Origin of the sequence: Flavobacterium cyanobacteriorum (genome assembly GCF_002251835.1) — a bacterium.
GTDB classification, from domain to species: Bacteria; Bacteroidota; Bacteroidia; order Flavobacteriales; family Flavobacteriaceae; genus Flavobacterium; species Flavobacterium cyanobacteriorum.
This window is the reverse complement of sequence record NZ_NOXV01000301.1, coordinates 33,095-48,337: the sequence shown is the minus strand read 5'-3', so window position 1 is coordinate 48,337 and position 15,243 is coordinate 33,095. Positions and strand designations below refer to the sequence as shown.

Annotated in this window: 16 protein-coding genes; 11 read left to right on the top strand and 5 right to left on the bottom strand. The window is 42.0% G+C overall.

Annotation, left to right across the window (positions count from 1 at the left end):
• Positions 1–34: 34 nt before the first annotated feature.
• Complete coding sequence (locus CHU92_RS13410) at positions 35–2,845, bottom strand: M16 family metallopeptidase (RefSeq protein ID WP_094416412.1); 2,811 nt, start codon at positions 2,843–2,845, stop codon at positions 35–37.
• Positions 2,846–3,056: 211 nt separating this feature from the next.
• Here CHU92_RS13410 and CHU92_RS13405 point away from each other — a divergent pair, with 211 nt between their 5' ends.
• From CHU92_RS13405 to CHU92_RS13380, 5 genes are all read left to right on the top strand, one after another.
• On the top strand, positions 3,057–3,362 hold the full coding sequence (locus CHU92_RS13405) for a type IX secretion system plug protein (RefSeq protein ID WP_243389608.1): 306 nt from the start codon (positions 3,057–3,059) through the stop codon (positions 3,360–3,362).
• A gap of 267 nt (positions 3,363–3,629) precedes the next feature.
• Positions 3,630–4,046, top strand: coding sequence for a DUF2147 domain-containing protein (locus tag CHU92_RS13395; protein ID WP_094416408.1), 417 nt, complete (start codon positions 3,630–3,632; stop codon positions 4,044–4,046).
• Between the two features lie 5 nt (positions 4,047–4,051).
• Positions 4,052–4,834 (top strand): SDR family NAD(P)-dependent oxidoreductase, encoded by a 783-nt coding sequence (locus CHU92_RS13390; protein ID WP_165764666.1) that lies wholly within the window; start codon positions 4,052–4,054, stop codon positions 4,832–4,834.
• The gene (locus tag CHU92_RS13385; RefSeq protein WP_094416404.1) at positions 4,831–5,442 is read left to right on the top strand and encodes a hypothetical protein; all 612 of its coding nucleotides are present in this window, start codon (positions 4,831–4,833) and stop codon (positions 5,440–5,442) included. Before CHU92_RS13390 ends, CHU92_RS13385 begins: the two co-directional genes overlap by 4 nt.
• Entirely contained in the window at positions 5,439–6,197 is a 759-nt protein-coding gene (locus CHU92_RS13380) for a hypothetical protein (RefSeq protein WP_094416402.1), read from the top strand. The genes CHU92_RS13385 and CHU92_RS13380 overlap by 4 nt, the downstream gene beginning before the upstream one ends.
• A gap of 342 nt (positions 6,198–6,539) precedes the next feature.
• On the opposite strand, the gene CHU92_RS13375 is transcribed toward CHU92_RS13380, so the two are convergent.
• Genes CHU92_RS13375 through nadC form a run of 3 tightly spaced genes read right to left on the bottom strand, consistent with a single transcriptional unit; the run spans position 6,540 to position 8,773 of the window.
• A complete protein-coding gene (locus tag CHU92_RS13375; protein ID WP_094416400.1) occupies positions 6,540–6,968 on the bottom strand; it encodes a DUF2147 domain-containing protein in 429 nt (142 codons plus the stop codon).
• Positions 6,969–6,989: 21 nt separating this feature from the next.
• Positions 6,990–7,916 carry a YihY/virulence factor BrkB family protein gene (locus tag CHU92_RS13370; RefSeq protein ID WP_094416398.1) on the bottom strand — a complete coding sequence of 309 codons (927 nt, stop codon included), beginning with the start codon at positions 7,914–7,916 and terminating at the stop codon, positions 6,990–6,992.
• On the bottom strand, positions 7,916–8,773 hold the full coding sequence (gene nadC / locus CHU92_RS13365; protein ID WP_094416396.1) for a carboxylating nicotinate-nucleotide diphosphorylase: 858 nt from the start codon (positions 8,771–8,773) through the stop codon (positions 7,916–7,918). Before nadC ends, CHU92_RS13370 begins: the two co-directional genes overlap by 1 nt.
• Before the next feature lie 343 nt (positions 8,774–9,116).
• On the opposite strand from nadC, the gene rlmH reads away from it, so the two are divergent.
• Positions 9,117–9,590 (top strand): 23S rRNA (pseudouridine(1915)-N(3))-methyltransferase RlmH, encoded by a 474-nt coding sequence (gene rlmH / locus CHU92_RS13360; RefSeq protein WP_094416394.1) that lies wholly within the window; start codon positions 9,117–9,119, stop codon positions 9,588–9,590.
• A 58-nt stretch (positions 9,591–9,648) separates the two neighbouring features.
• Here the strand turns inward: rlmH and folP are convergent, their stop codons facing one another.
• Complete coding sequence (gene folP, locus CHU92_RS13355) at positions 9,649–10,473, bottom strand: dihydropteroate synthase (RefSeq protein ID WP_094416392.1); 825 nt, start codon at positions 10,471–10,473, stop codon at positions 9,649–9,651.
• Between the two features lie 84 nt (positions 10,474–10,557).
• Between folP and CHU92_RS13350 the strand changes: the two genes are divergently transcribed.
• The 5 genes from CHU92_RS13350 to tpiA all read left to right on the top strand — a co-directional run bounded on the left by CHU92_RS13350 (position 10,558) and on the right by tpiA (position 14,725).
• Entirely contained in the window at positions 10,558–11,097 is a 540-nt protein-coding gene (locus CHU92_RS13350) for a DUF1599 domain-containing protein (protein WP_094416391.1), read from the top strand.
• Positions 11,098–11,115: 18 nt separating this feature from the next.
• Positions 11,116–12,216 (top strand): BT_3928 family protein, encoded by a 1,101-nt coding sequence (locus tag CHU92_RS13345; protein WP_094416389.1) that lies wholly within the window; start codon positions 11,116–11,118, stop codon positions 12,214–12,216.
• 54 nt (positions 12,217–12,270) lie between these two features.
• A complete protein-coding gene (locus tag CHU92_RS13340) occupies positions 12,271–13,347 on the top strand; it encodes an ABC transporter permease (protein ID WP_094416387.1) in 1,077 nt (358 codons plus the stop codon).
• Between the two features lie 116 nt (positions 13,348–13,463).
• Positions 13,464–13,964, top strand: a complete 501-nt coding sequence (locus tag CHU92_RS13335) for a TlpA family protein disulfide reductase (RefSeq protein WP_094416385.1) — start codon at positions 13,464–13,466, stop codon at positions 13,962–13,964.
• On the top strand, positions 13,964–14,725 hold the full coding sequence (tpiA, locus tag CHU92_RS13330; RefSeq protein WP_094416383.1) for a triose-phosphate isomerase: 762 nt from the start codon (positions 13,964–13,966) through the stop codon (positions 14,723–14,725). Before CHU92_RS13335 ends, tpiA begins: the two co-directional genes overlap by 1 nt.
• Positions 14,726–15,243 lie beyond the last annotated feature (518 nt).

Sequence of the window (15,243 nt, the reverse complement as noted above, 5' to 3'; positions counted from 1 at the left end):
TTTCATCAGGCTTGTAAAGTTTGACAAAGAAATATTAATTTGTTTTTTCCGGCATAAGTATACCAATTACCTTATCCTTTGTAAGATATTTTTTAGCTACTTCCTGCACTTCTTTGGCGGTAAGGGCAGTTATTTTCTGTTCTTTGGCAAGCATTTCCTCGGGGCTCGTACCATTGGTATAGGCATTTCTTAGCATTCGTACCCAGTACCTGTTTTCTTTTACCTCTTTTTTGTGTTCAAGCAGTTCGCCTTCTTTGTATTTGGCAAGGTCTTTTTCTTCAGGCCCGTTGTCTATTATTTTCTGAAGTTCTTTAAGGGCAGACGCTGTAAGTTTTTCAGCATTATCAGGCCCGCAGGGGAAAGAAATACTAAAATTATAAGATCCGTATGGCACTTTGCTCATGCTTCCGCGGGCATTAACGCCATACACACCGCTTTCATTTTCACGAAGCTGCTCAACCAGCTTTATAGTAAGTATTTCGCCCAGGGCTTCCATGGCGAGGGCTTCTTTTGGTGAATAAGACGTGTCGCCATAGTACATAATCGTTACATTGCTTTTAGGCTCAGTACCTTTATTTACAACTTTTTTGTGTTCTCCTTTTAATAGGCGGTATCCCAGGTCAATAGCTTTTTCTTTAGTTCCTGTTGACGGAAGTGAAGCTATATATTTAGCTGCATAATCTTCCATTATTTTGTCATCCACATTACCTACGAAGTAAAATTCAAAATCACCGGCATTGGCAAAACGCTCTTTGTATTTATTATATGTAAGTTCATAATCTGTCTCAGCCCATGTTTTTTCATTTGGGATCAATCCGTTAAACCTCGGGTTATCTTTTGAAAGATAGGTATAAAATTCTTGCTGGAAGTAGAAGCTGGGCTGTGAGGCCATGTTATCATAAAAAGCAGACTGTTTTTGCTTATAACCTTCATAAGCCTCTTTATCCATGTTCAGGTCAGTGAAGTAGGCATAGGTCATCTGGAACAAATATTCAAGGTCTTTTGGAGTGGCGCTTCCGCTAAGCCCCTCTGTAATGCTCGAAATGTAGGGATCAACATTTGCAATTTTACCTGTCATAAACTTGTTTATATCGTTCTTTTTAAGCCCCGAAAAGCCGGCTTCGGTGAGAGCGCCTGCAGCAAAAAGGGTTTTCTTGGCATCATCGTTTGAGAATAAGTTAGACCCACCAAAGCTTACCGCTTCCATTAATACCTCGTCATTCTTAAAGTCGGTTTTTTTATAGGTTATTTTAGCGCCGTTTGATAATATCAGAGTAGTAGTGCCCAATTTTGCATTGGTTTCTTTTTTAACCACTTTACCCGGCTTTATTTCTTTTCGCAGCAGGCTAGTAACTACTGTTCCGTCTTCATAAGGCTTAATGTTTTCGGCATTCATGTTAAGTACATTTATTACTTCCTGTTCGGTAGGCTTTTTAAGGTTGTCTTTCTCCGGCCCTGTAAATATTACAACACGGTTATCATCCTTTATGTACTTATTTATGAGGATATTTATTTCTGAGAGTGAAATTTTTGGCAGTACCTGCTTAACTGTACTGTATGTCCATTCTATTCCCGGTACAGCTTCATTTTCAAGGAAGTGCATCTGGTATTCACTTACAAAGTTTTCCGATTCGGTTTTGTCTCTGTCATTGTACTGCGACTCTATCATGGCCAGTACTTCCGTTTTAGCCCGGTCAAGCTCACTCTGGCTGAAGCCGTACTTTTTAACCCTCTGGTTCTCCTCAACCAGGACTTTAAGTGCATCAAGCTGTTTGCCTTCCTGGGTCATGGCAAAGCTTTGGTAGGCTTCTTTAGTGCGTGCCCATGTGCCGCCATGGTAAGAGTAGCCAAACGTGAATGGAGGAGTAGGGGAATTGGTAAGTTCCTGCAGCCTGTTATTGAGCATTGACGTGAAAAGCATTTCGGTAAGTTCGCGGTTCATATCACTTATGGTTACAACTTTTTTAGGTTGATCATAATCTTTATAAATCAGCCTTACTTGTGTAAATGACGCTTCTTTGTCGCTTTCAACGGCTACAAATGTTTCCTTATGGTTGGGTACGTCATATATTTTCCTTGGCCGTTCGTTCTTTGGGTTTTGGTAGCCCGAAAAGTGTTCCTGTATCTTCTTTTCCATGGCAGCCACATCAATATCGCCTACTACAATTACTGCCATGAGGTTAGGCCTGTACCAGTCTTTATAAAATTTCACAAGTTTATCATACTTAAAATTTTCAAGTATTTCCTTTTGCCCAATAGGCAATCGGTCGGCGTAGTGCGACTTGTACATCATTTTTGGCATGAAGCGCTTCATCATCCTGTTCTCCGCGCCAAGGCCCAGGCGGTATTCTTCCAGTACCACACCTCTTTCTTTGTCAATTTCCTCGGGCGTAAGTACCGTATTAAACGCCCAGTCTTCCAAAATCTGGAATCCTTTTTCAAGTTTGGCGGGGTCGTCAGAAGGTATAGGGAGGAAATAAACCGTTTCGTCAAAGCTTGTATAGGCGTTGAGGTGCTGGCCAAATTTTACACCGATACTCTGCAGGTAATCTACCAGCTGGTTTTTCGGGAAACGCTTGGTGCCGTTAAAGCACATGTGCTCCATAAAGTGCGCAAGCCCGCGCTGGTCGTCTTCCTCAAGGATAGAGCCCGCATTGACAACCAGCCTCAGGTCTACCTTGTTTTCAGGTTTAGCATTTTTCCGTATGTAATACGTTAGGCCGTTCTTCAGCTTTCCGGTTTTTACATTGGGATCAAAGGGAATGAGATTATCTCCTTTAAGGCCTTGGGCAACTACCGTGAGCGGCAGCGCCAGGAGCATTAACCATAGTTTGAATTGTTTCATGCTGCTTGATTTGAATTAGGTTGAAAATGGAAAACTACAAAATTTATAAAATATTGTATTATTTTTAACACATTTATGTAATTGTAAATCATTTTCTTAAGGGAAAGTAATTCCTTAAATTTCGAATTATAATATTAAATAGTATCTTTACGTTGAAGGAATTACATTATTAACCATGCATCTGACTACATTAAAAATTTTATTGTTTTTTATGCCCCTATATATTGCTGCCCAGGTGCAGCAGGAAATAGCGCCGCCCTATAATATCAAAACTGTATCGTTTTTGCAGAATAATGAAAACATTTACCCTTTTATAAGGCTGGGTGACCCTTTTACCTTTGCATTTGATGATTTGTATGGCAATGAAGCTAATTATTACTATACAATAATTCATTGTAATTATGACTGGACGCCTTCGCAGCTGCTTACAAGGAATGACTATGTTGAAGGTTTTGACAACCAGCGTATTCAGACGTATGATAATTCTTTCAATACCTTACAGATATATTCACGTTGAAGTGNGTAATGATTGCATTTCTTTGGTGCTATAAAATTGGGGATTATATGGATAGTCAGATAAAGCCGATCAAGATAAAAAATCATGGTCGAAGAGCAGTATCTGTTTTTAAACTCGGATTAGATTATTTGTCAAATTGCCTATTATCAAAATTCAATAAGCTGGAAATTAATTTAATACAATTTTTGTCGTGTACTTAGAATTTTTTATTACAAATATGAACAATGTTCAATAATTAAACAGTGTATAATTTTAAATTTAAGTATTATGAAAACATTCATGATTTGTTTATTGTTGCTATCAAATAGCTTAGTTACTACTGATAAAACAGCGGAAGCCATTTTAGGCGAATGGATGTCCCCTGAAAAAGACGCGCACATATTAATTTATAAGAAAAACACCCGGTTTTATGGCAAAATTGTTTGGGGCTCCGGAAATGAGCAGAAAGATATCCATAACCCAAATCCAAAACTGCGCAACAGGGATCTTATAGGGCTCATCATATTAAATGATTTTGAGTACAGCAGCAGCAACACATGGAGTAACGGTACTATTTATGATCCCAGGGAAGGAAAAACCTATTCCTGCAAAATGAACCTTGAATCTGCTGATAGATTAAAGATTAGAGGATATGTCGGTATCTCTTTATTTGGAAGAACAGAAACATGGACCCGCATAAAATAACATGTATGAAAAAGTACACCCTGATTACAGGCGCATCCTCAGGAATCGGTCTTGAAATGGCAAAAATTTTAGCGGCAGAAGGAAACAACCTGATACTGGTAGCCCGGAGCAGGGACAAACTGGAACAGTTAAAGTCAGAACTTGAGCCCGGGCATAACATCGAAGTAAAAATAATCACAAAAGACCTTTCCGTATATGAAGAAACTCTTAGTGTTTATGATGAATGTAACAAATGCGGATATATAGTAAATGTACTGATCAATAATGCGGGCTTTGGCCTCTATGGAGAATTTGCAGATACGCCCCTGGAAGACGAAATCAGGATGGTTTCGCTAAATATCAATGCCGTACTTGTCCTCACAAAACTTTTTATTAAAGATATGAAAGAACGTAAAGAAGGAAAAATACTCAACCTGGCTTCCCTCCTTTCGTTCCTGCCGTTCCCTTACTACTCGGTTTACTCCGCAACGAAAACTTTTGTACTTTCATTTTCAGAAACTCTTGCCGCAGAACTTAAAGGTACCGGAGTAGCTGTATTATCGCTGTGTCCGGGGCCGGTGGATACTAATTTCTCATCCCCGGAAATGCTGGCTACCAAAGCCTACAGCATCAATAAACCTGCTGATCCACAAAAAGTTGCACAGGCCGGAGTAAATCTGCTGCGTAAAGGCAAAGGAAAAAAAATTGTAGGCTTTAATAACTGGTTTATTTCAAACCTGCCACGCATAACCCCTGATTTTATTATGATGAAAATCAAAAAAAATTTAGCAAAACCAAATCTTGTATGAAAAATTTTGTATTAATCATAATCGCAGTTCTTCTTTACTCTCCTGTGGAGGCACAGGAAAAATACGCCTTCTTCAATGCGCAGCTGGGGATCGAAAGCTATCAATTAAATACCCCACATAATCTTCCCGGATTCAATCCCGCAAATTTATTTTCAATAGGTGCGTCAAGTTCTTATCAATTAGGCAATAAACTATTAGGGCTCGAATTTAGCTATGCCAATGGTGATACCTACGCAGAAGCCACAAACAGGCAGGTAATAGCATTTTCCAATACAATTTTCGGAGGCTATTTATTACATAACGGTAAACGGCTGAAAGTTATTCCATCAGTTGGGCTTGCATGGCAACAGATACAAACTATTTATAGCAGCACAAATGACAGTTACAATCTACAAAACGCGCAGCTACAGTTAAATCACGCAATACGCCTCATTCTAAAACAGCAAAACAATATGTTTATCGGCATAAAGGCAGGATACAAGTTTGGCTTTTGCCGCAGTGACTGGAAAGATAAAATAACCCGGCAGGAAGCAGATTTCAATGGAGGGTATAACTCATTTCACCTACAGTTACTCGTAGGTGGAATTTTAGATTTAAAAAAAAGATGAAAACACTATCTTTCATAAAAGCTAAACATCCGGAATTATTCTGGTTCAGTATGCTGTGCTTGGGTGGCGCACTTTTATGCGTAGCCCTTATAAATACTACAAGCGTAGTGGTAGCCGGCGTCAATGCCTGGCTCAAACCGTTTAAGTTTTTTACTTCCGTAGCCCTTTTATCATTAACAGCAGGATATTTTTTACAATTCCTTCCTGATAAAAAACAGGGAAGCCTATATTCATGGAGCATGATAGTGCTTCTAAGTTTTGAACTCCTGCTGATTGTATTCCAGGCGGCGCGTGGCAAAGCATCTCATTTTAACATAAGTACCCCGGCAGATAAGCTCATTTTTAACCTCATGGCGCTGGCCATAACCCTTTTTATGGTACATACCAGCTATATTGCCATACGTTTTTTTATGATCCCCTCCACTACGGGTCAGCCACTGGTACTGTTTGCCTTCAAGCTCTCCCTCATTATCCTGATAATTTTTGCTTTTGAAGGATTTGCGATGGGTGCCATGCTAAAGCATACTGTTGGCGCACCGGACGGAGGGAAAGGACTACCCATAGTGAACTGGAGCAGCCATAACGGCGACTTGCGGATAGCCCACTTCCTCGGCATCCACGCCATACAAATAGTACCCCTGGCAAGTGCCGCCCTTGCCCGTACAAAACGTGACGTAGTAACCATAGCCTTTGCTTATTTAATAATTGTAACGGCTACATTCCTGAGGGCTCTTTCAGGAAAGCCGCTTTTCTAACCCCGGCCTTCTCCATAGGATTAATAAACCTGATACAACCCGTATCATACATATACCTTATGGGAGCAGCCGTCCATAGGCATATCCGCCCATGCAGGTCCCGCTGTCGCCTCTATCTCCCTGCCGCAAAAGCAGGCGGCAGGGAGGATGCCGCCTCCATCGGGGCTAGGCCAAAACGCCGGCGCAACCCTCGCGGCTAAACGGATAATTACCCCCCTACAGGCAGGGTACAACGCATCAAAATAAAAAAACACTCCCTTTATGGGAGCGCTTTTTTGTATTACGCATTTCAGCTAATAAGGCTGCCAAAAGTCAAATAATTACTGACAGCTCGCTACCTGCTTATTTCACCCTGTACCATGTCTGGCTGCGGCCCAAAAGTGATATACCCATATAGCCGCGCACATTAAGCTTGTCTTTGTTATCAAGTGTTATAGTGCAGCTATAGGTTTTTCCTTTTACAGGATCCAGGATATCACCATCAGTCCATTCATCACCATCTTTAGTAAGGCCTTTTATAATAATAAGCCCAAGCACCGGCTTGCCTTTGTCCGCGCCTTTGCATTTGTCGCATTTTGCATTTTTACGGTCAGGATTCAGTATTTCTACCACCTTGCCGTAAATTTTTCCGTTTTGCTCGTAAATTTCAACTATAGACTTTGGCTGTCCGGTTTCATCGTCAATGGTTTTCCATCTGCCGGTAACCTGTGCCTGTGCTGAAAAAGTCCCCGCTACAGCCATAAAGAGCATTGCTAATAAATAGTTTTTCATGATGATTACTTTTTAATTTTGTTAAATGTATAAATTTTTTCTTTTTAATTTATGAATAAGTGCATTTAATTCGAAACCAAGCAAGAGGATAAAGCAGTTTATCCATATATAGAGCATTAGTACCAGCAAAGTACCTATAGACCCATACAACTCATTATATTTACTGAACCGCACCACATAAATACCGAAAAGGTAAGACGTTACTACAAAAAGCAAAGTACTCAGCACTGAACCATAACTAAAAAAAGCGGCCTGGCTCGTTTCTTTTGCGGCATATTTAAACAGCACGGAAGTCCCGGTAAGTATCATCAGGACAAGAAAAATGTACCTGCCTGTTTCCAGGAGGTAAATATCATCTGTAAGAAAGCCGCTGTCCTTAAGGCTGTGTATGATAACCTCCAGTACCAGTATGGCTACAACCGTGATGATAAGCAGGAACACAAACACCAACGATATCCCTATAGCCAGGGCATACTGGCGGAAAAAAGTGCGCTTTATAGTGATATGCATGCTGCTCTGGAAACCGCTCAGAAGCGCATTCATGCCATTGCTCATGAGCAAAACTGCCAGTAGGATACCTATGGAAAGAAGGCTGCCATAACTGGTATTCATGATGTCTTTCAGTATCTTTTCTATAGCGTCATACGTATTGGGCGGGACATTGTCAGCCACGAACATGAGGAAATCTTCACGGAAACCTTTAATGGGTATGTAAGGTATGAGGTTGAGCAAAAAAAGCAGGAACGGGAACAGCGACATGAAGAAACTGAACGCTATGGAACCGGCACGGTAAGACACATCGCCCTTAACCACGCCCGTAATATAGAGTTCCAGCAGGTGGTAGAGCGTAAGCCCTTCTGAATAGGGCAGCTTTATGCTTTTGCTGAAATGCACCAGGTATTTTATTACCGGTATGCGTTCAAGTTTATGTTCCAGTTCCGCCGACATTAAAAGGCTTTTAAGCTTAGGTCTAAATTATAAATTGAATGTGTAAGCGCCCCCGAAGATATATAATTTACACCGCACTCGGCATAGTGGCGCATCGTCTGCTCATTGATGCCACCTGAAGATTCCGTCTGGCAATAGCTGCCTATCAGGGCAACGGCTTCACGCGTTTGGGCATAGTCAAAATTATCGAGCAGGATGCGGTACACGCCCGGGTTGGCAATAATCTCACGTACCTCATCCAAATTTCGTGCCTCAACTATAATTTTCAGGTCTAAATTATTAGCCTTTAGGTAGCCATGTGTTTTGGTGATGGCCTGGGTAATGCCGCCGGCAAAATCTATGTGGTTGTCCTTCAGCATTATCATGTCGTAAAGGGCAAAGCGGTGGTTTTCGCCGCCGCCTATGGTTACGGCCCATTTTTCCAGCGCGCGGATGCCCGGGGTAGTCTTGCGGGTATCAAGTATTTTAGTACCCGTACCTTCCAGCAGGTCCACATACTTCTTTGTCTTCGTGGCAATGGCGCTCATGCGCTGCATGGCATTGAGCACCAGCCTTTCGGCCTTTAATATACTTTGCGAACTGCCCGAAACATGGAAAGCCACATCGCCATGCTGCACGGGCGTACCGTCGTGCAGGAATAATTCAACAGTAAGGTTAGGATCTACGTACTTAAAAACCTGCTGTGCAAAATCAACCCCTGCCAATATGCCGGTATCTTTTACCTGGAGCTTGGCGCGGCCGGTGGCGGTGGCGGGTATACAGGCCAGTGAGGAATGGTCGCCGGGGCCTACGTCTTCACGTATGGCGTTGGCTATTATGATATCGAGTTCTTTCTGAAATTGTTCCTTTGAAATCATGTACGGATTATTTGGGCTAAAATAGGGAAAAAAATTATTGTAGAAATTTAATGATATTCATGTATTGGTCAAACCTGTTGATTTTTTTTATAGTCCGATTATTTGATTGTCTGTTTAAATTTGTAAAAATTATCCATATCAAAATATTTAGAATTGAATAATTTAGAATTTATATGTTTATTTAACACACCCCTAACCCCTCACAAGAGGGGAGCTCCACTCTTGCATTAAATCAGCGGTCATCAGCCCAATCCGCGTCATCCGCGTTCCATAATTGAGAATTCTCCTGCCGTCGAAATGGAAGAACTTGCTAACTTTGCAACCTTCAACTTTCAACTGAAACATGAACATAAAGCTCCTCGCCATAGGCAAGACCGACAACAAAAACCTGCAGCAGCTCATGGACGATTACATGAAACGGCTCTCGTTCTACATTAAGTTTGAGCTGGAAGTAATACCGGACATCAAGAACGTGAAGAACCTGAGCGAGGCGCAGCAGAAAGAAAAGGAAGGCGAAATGATCCTGGCCAAGCTTTCCCCCACCGACAAGCTTATCCTGCTTGACGAGAACGGCAAAAGCTTCAGCAGCGTTGCTTTTTCCGCCGAGCTACAGAAGAAAATGAATTCAGGCATAAAAACCCTTGTTTTCGTAATCGGCGGCCCTTATGGATTCTCTGATGCGGTTTACGGCAAGGCACAGGGCAGGGTGTCGCTATCGGCTATGACGTTCTCGCACCAGATGGTACGCCTGTTCTTTATCGAGCAGCTGTACCGCGCTTTTACCATTTTAAAAGGGGAACCGTATCATCATCAATAATTATTTTAAATTTTAAATTCTGAATTTTAAATGTCTTCAAACCAGATAAATTCAAAATTTATAATTTAAAATTCATCATAATTTTAATCGTTTCCACCGCTTCCTTCACATCATGAACCCTAAGGATATGGGCACCTTTAGCCAGTGCAAGGGTGTTTAGCACGGTGGTGCCGTTTAGTGATTCTTGGGGCGTTATACCCAGTAACCTATATATCATTGATTTGCGCGAAACACCTGCCAAAACCGGCAGCTCTGTTATATGAAAAAGCTCCAGTTTTCGAAGCACTTCATAATTCTGTTCCAGCGTTTTGGCAAATCCAAACCCTGGGTCTATTACAATATCATTAATGCCCGCCTTCCTTGCGGCTGCTATCCGCTGCGAAAAGTAAAATAGTATTTCTTTTACAATGTCCTCATAATCCGTCAGTTTAACCATGGTTTGTGGTGTGCCGCGCATGTGCATCATAATGTACGGAACATTTAGTTTGCCTACAGTTTCGAGCATAGCCTCATCCAGCAGCCCCGCTGAAATATCATTTACTATTGCAGCCCCGGCCAGTATTGTTTCTTTTGCCACATTTGCACGAAAAGTATCAACTGAAACCAATGTACCAGGAAAATTTTTAAGTACCAGCTCCACTACAGGAACAATGCGCCGAAGCTCCTCTTCCCCGCTTACATATTCTGCGTTGGGTTTAGATGAATAGGCACCTATATCAATAAAATCAGCTCCTTCTGCCAGCATTCGTTCGGCCTGGCTAAGTAACTCATGTTCATTTTTATATTTACCCCCATCATAAAAAGAGTCGGGTGTGCAATTCAGTATACCCATTACTTTGGGCTGAGACAAATCAATTAGCCGGCCTTTGCAGTTGATAAGCATGTTGGTAGTTTTTAAATTGACCCCTTAGTTTTTTATGGCGCGTTTTAGTACATTTGGGAAAATTTCACACAAAGATACTATTTAATGAGCAATACTTCCGCCGAATATGACAGTGTAATTGCTGTATGCAGGCAGCTATATATCAATAAAATGAAAGATTACGGCAGTGCCTGGCGCATTTTAAGGCTGCCGTCACTGACTGACCAGATTTTTATAAAAGCCCAGCGTATACGCAGCCTCCAGGAAAATGAGGTACGCAAGGTTGATGAAGATGAAACAGGCGAATTTATTGGTATCATCAACTACTCCATCATGGCGCTGATACAGCTGGACAAAGGTGTTGCCGACCAGCCGGACTTAAATGTTGACGAAGCCATCGCACTATATGATGAAAAAGTAGCCCTTACCAAAACCCTCATGGAAGCCAAGAACCACGACTATGGCGAGGCGTGGCGCGATATGAGGGTGAGTTCGCTCACTGACCTGATTTTGCAGAAGCTGCTCCGGGTAAAGCAGATAGAAGATAATAAAGGCAAAACCCTTGTAAGTGAAGGTATTGATGCCAATTACCAGGATATGATAAACTATGCGGTTTTTGCATTGATACTCATGAAAAAAATATAACCATCTACAACATAAACTATGAAGATAATTACTAATATTTGCAGGGTTCTTGTGGGGGTCCTGTTCATTATATCAGGCCTTATAAAGCTCAACGACCCTGTAGGTTTCTCCTTTAAACTGCAGGAGTACTTCAACGCCGAGGTACTAAACCTGGAGTTCCTTATACCCTATGCACTGGCGTTTGCTGTTTTTGTAGTAATTTTTGAGGTAGTACTGGGCATAATGCTGCTGGTGGGGTATAAAAAGAAATTTACGCTGTGGAGCCTGCTACTCATGATCGTGTTCTTCACGTTCCTTACTTTCTATTCAGCGTACTTCAATAAAGTGACTGACTGTGGCTGTTTTGGTGATGCGCTTAAGCTGACTCCCTGGGAATCATTTACCAAAGATGTTGTATTACTGGTACTTATTTTGGTAATATTCTTCAACCAAAAGTATGTGAAACGCGTTTTCAGCAAATTCGCAGCAGGGTTAACAGTTTATTCAGGGCTTGCCTTGTGCGGGCTTTTGGCCTATTATGTACTGATGCACCTGCCAATTATAGATTTCCGTGCTTACAAGATAGGTACAAACATCCGGAAAGGGATGGAAGTGCCGCCCGGTGCGCCCAAATCAGTTTATGAAATTGTTTTTATCTACAAGGTAAATGGTGCAGAAAAAGAATTTACAGATAAAGAATTAGATAAAATCCCGGCCGACGCTGAATATGTGGACCGTAAAGATAAGCTGGTAAAAGAAGGATATGTGCCGCCTATACATGATTTTACGCTGGAACTGGATGGTGCCAATTACACTGAAGAACTGCTGAATGAACCTAAACTTGTAATGTTCATTTCATATGACCTGGAGAAAGCCAGTGATAAGGGACTTGGAAAGCTTGAAGCCTTTGCCCGCGAAGCACAGCTTAAAGGTTATAAAGTGATTGGGGCTACAGCTTCGCCTGCTGATATTATAGCGCAAAAGAAAAAGCAGCACGGGCTGTCATTCAACTACTATTTTTGCGATGCCACTACACTAAAAACTATTGAGAGAGCCAACCCGAGTATAGTGATACTGGAAAAAGGCACTATAAAGCAAAAGGCACACTGGAATGACATTGAACATGTAGAGCTGAAATAGTTCTAATCACTGATCAGTTACAGTCGCAGTAATCACAAAATAATCAAAAACCAGTTGCTCAGGTACCTCTTATATAAAACAGGATATGCACTGTTAACACTCTTTGGGGTGGTAACGGTAATATTCTTTTTATTTACCGTGCTGCCGGGCGACCCTGCGCGGATGATGCTGGACCAGAACGAGAACAGCGAGCAGCTTGCTATCATTAAAAAAAAGTACGGGTTCGACCAGCCTGTTGGCACGCAGTACCTTTATTACCTCAACGACTTATCCCCGCTGTCTTTCCACAGTACCGTTGCCGGTGATTATACCTATCTGGCCGAAGGGAAATATTCGGCAATAAAGCTTTTCACCATCGGCTCAACCACAACAGTAGTTAAAGCACCTTACCTGCGCGAAAGTTTCCAGAAAAGCGGAAAAAAAGTAACGCAGGTCATCGTTGATACGCTGCCCAATACTATTGTTTTGGCATTCTTTGCCATTATTATCGCTATCGTTATCGGTATATTCCTGGGTATTGTTTCTGCTTTGTATAAAGACACCTGGATTGACAGGGTAATTGCGCTTGTGAGTACGCTGGGCATGAGCCTTCCCTCCTTTTTTGCTGCCATATTATTTGCCTGGGTATTTGGGTTCCTGCTCCACCGCTATACAGGCCTTGACATGACGGGCAGCCTATATGAGGTAGATGATTTTGGCGAAGGTTCCTACATCAGGTGGAAGAATATCATATTACCATCAATAGTGCTTGGTATACGCCCCCTTGGCGTGGTGATACAGCTTATGCGCAATTCGCTGCTGGAAGTTATGGGGCAGGATTACATACGCACTGCACGTGCCAAGGGGCTCAGTGAGGCACGCATCATCCGCAGGCACGCACTGAAGAATGCGCTCAACCCGGTTGTTACTGCCATTTCAGGTTGGTTTGCCTCTATGCTGGCAGGCGCCGTTTTTGTGGAATACATCTTCGGGTGGAACGGCCTGGGTAAGGAGGTTGTAGAAGCCCTTAATACTCTCGACCTGCCCGTAATTATGGGTTCAGTACTGGTTATTGCTACTACATTTGTTATCATCAACATTATTGTAGATATTATATATGCGTACCTTGACCCTAGGATAAGGCTGGAGTAAATCACGAAAACGTTATAATCATAATTCCATCTTCTTTAGCCTTAAATATTTTATTTTTAATGGGTATATGTTAATGAGTTATCCATAAATTTGTTACTCTTTAAATAATAACTACAATGAAAAAAATACTTTTGCTGCCAGTGCTTATGCTGGCTATAATATCCTGTACACAGGCCCAGGAAACAGCTTTTACCACTGAAACGCTAAACTCCACTATGACAACCCTTGACGGCAAAGAAATAGCTTTTAAAGACATTCTTGCGAGGTACAAAGGCAAAACAGTAGTAATTGATGTATGGGCGTCATGGTGCCCTGACTGCGTTAAGGGTATGCCTAAAGTACACGCGCTGCAAAAGCAGTTCCCTAACGTGGTGTACCTTTTCCTTTCGTATGATAAAACAGATGAAGCATGGAAGAAAGGCATCGAAAAGAATAAGGTGAAAGGTGAAAACTACCACGTGGGTACCAATATGAAAAAAGGCGCTTTTAGTGAAGGCATAAAGCTTGACTGGATTCCGCGTTACATGGTGGTGGATAAGAATGGTAAAATAGCTTTATGGAGGGCAATTGAAGCCGATGATGAAAAACTTATAGCGATACTAAAAAACCTTAAATAATGAGAAAAAAGATTGTAGCCGGCAACTGGAAGATGAACAACGATATTGTGCAGTCGAAAGCGCTGATAGAGGGCATACTTTCCAAAAAGCCGGAAACCACCGCTACCAAAATTGTTATTGCGCCTGGTTTTGTGAACCTGCAGGCCGCTGTGGAACAAACCCGTGACACCGGTATTATCGTAGCGGCACAAAACATGCACCAGGCCGAGAGCGGTGCTTTTACCGGCGAAGTATCAGTAGGGATGCTTAAGGGCATTAATGTTAACACAGTAATATTAGGGCACTCTGAAAGGAGGCAGTATTTTGGCGAAACCAACAGCATACTGGCCGAAAAAGTAAATACCGCGCTTAAACATAACCTAACCGTGATTTTCTGCTTTGGAGAAGAATTAGCCGAAAGGCAGTCGGCAAAACATTTTGATGTGGTGGAAACGCAGCTAAGGGAAGCCCTTTTCCATTTGAGTGAAAGTGACTGGAGCAATATTGTACTGGCTTACGAACCCGTATGGGCTATAGGCACAGGCGAAACTGCTACACCGGAGCAGGCACAGGAAATGCACGCGTTCGTAAGGGCCCTGCTACGCAACAATGTTGGTGAAACTATTGCCGGGCAAACTTCTATCCTTTATGGCGGAAGTGTTAAGGCTGACAATGCCCGCGAGATCTTCGGAAAGCCGGATGTTGACGGTGGCCTTATAGGCGGTGCATCCTTAAAAGCAGATGATTTTCTTGCCATTGTAAATGCAATGGAAAACCTGTAACTACAAGCATTATCAACAATGGAAGCGGCTTTTAGCCGCTTTCTTTTTTTTGCCCCGTACATTAATAAAAACTACAGAAAAGATTTAATCCTTTGATTTTCATCTATCTATTTATTTAATCATTGAATTTTTTATGGAGCAGCCGGCTAAGCGCACTTTTGCAATCGCACATCCCGCTCTCCGCTATATCTCCCGCTGCCATAAGCGCGGCAGCGGGAGGATGCCGCTTCTATCGGGGCTACATCTACACACCAGTATATACCGGCCAGTAATCCCAAAATGTATAGATTTTTTCTCATCGGGGCTACACTACACACCAGTATATACCGGCCCGCTACGGAGGGTGGCTGTACTCTTCTTATAATATATATACAATTTTATGCCAGGCACTTTGATAACAGGCTGGTTGTCAAATTTCCTTAACAGCCATTTTTTTATTAATGCAATGTTAAGCGGCAATGCCCCGCTTTACATTTTCCAAACATTACCATTCTGTAAGTTAATACATCGTTATCGTT

Bases quoted from the DNA above. Each gene is read 5' to 3' on its own strand.
- CHU92_RS13335 (WP_094416385.1), top strand. From the start codon at position 13,464: ATGAAAAAAATACTTTTGCTGCCAGTGCTTATGCTGGCTATAATATCC.
- CHU92_RS13385 (WP_094416404.1), top strand. From the start codon at position 4,831: ATGAAAAATTTTGTATTAATCATAATCGCAGTTCTTCTTTACTCTCCT.
- CHU92_RS13345 (WP_094416389.1), top strand. From the start codon at position 11,116: ATGAAGATAATTACTAATATTTGCAGGGTTCTTGTGGGGGTCCTGTTC.
- tpiA (WP_094416383.1), top strand. From the start codon at position 13,964: ATGAGAAAAAAGATTGTAGCCGGCAACTGGAAGATGAACAACGATATT.
- CHU92_RS13380 (WP_094416402.1), top strand. From the start codon at position 5,439: ATGAAAACACTATCTTTCATAAAAGCTAAACATCCGGAATTATTCTGG.
- CHU92_RS13375 (WP_094416400.1), bottom strand. From the start codon at position 6,968: ATGAAAAACTATTTATTAGCAATGCTCTTTATGGCTGTAGCGGGGACT.
- CHU92_RS13370 (WP_094416398.1), bottom strand. From the start codon at position 7,916: ATGTCGGCGGAACTGGAACATAAACTTGAACGCATACCGGTAATAAAA.
- CHU92_RS13405 (WP_243389608.1), top strand. From the start codon at position 3,057: ATGCCCCTATATATTGCTGCCCAGGTGCAGCAGGAAATAGCGCCGCCC.
- rlmH (WP_094416394.1), top strand. From the start codon at position 9,117: ATGAACATAAAGCTCCTCGCCATAGGCAAGACCGACAACAAAAACCTG.
- CHU92_RS13350 (WP_094416391.1), top strand. From the start codon at position 10,558: ATGAGCAATACTTCCGCCGAATATGACAGTGTAATTGCTGTATGCAGG.
- folP (WP_094416392.1), bottom strand. From the start codon at position 10,473: ATGCTTATCAACTGCAAAGGCCGGCTAATTGATTTGTCTCAGCCCAAA.
- CHU92_RS13410 (WP_094416412.1), bottom strand. From the start codon at position 2,845: ATGAAACAATTCAAACTATGGTTAATGCTCCTGGCGCTGCCGCTCACG.
- nadC (WP_094416396.1), bottom strand. From the start codon at position 8,773: ATGATTTCAAAGGAACAATTTCAGAAAGAACTCGATATCATAATAGCC.
- CHU92_RS13390 (WP_165764666.1), top strand. From the start codon at position 4,052: ATGAAAAAGTACACCCTGATTACAGGCGCATCCTCAGGAATCGGTCTT.
- CHU92_RS13395 (WP_094416408.1), top strand. From the start codon at position 3,630: ATGAAAACATTCATGATTTGTTTATTGTTGCTATCAAATAGCTTAGTT.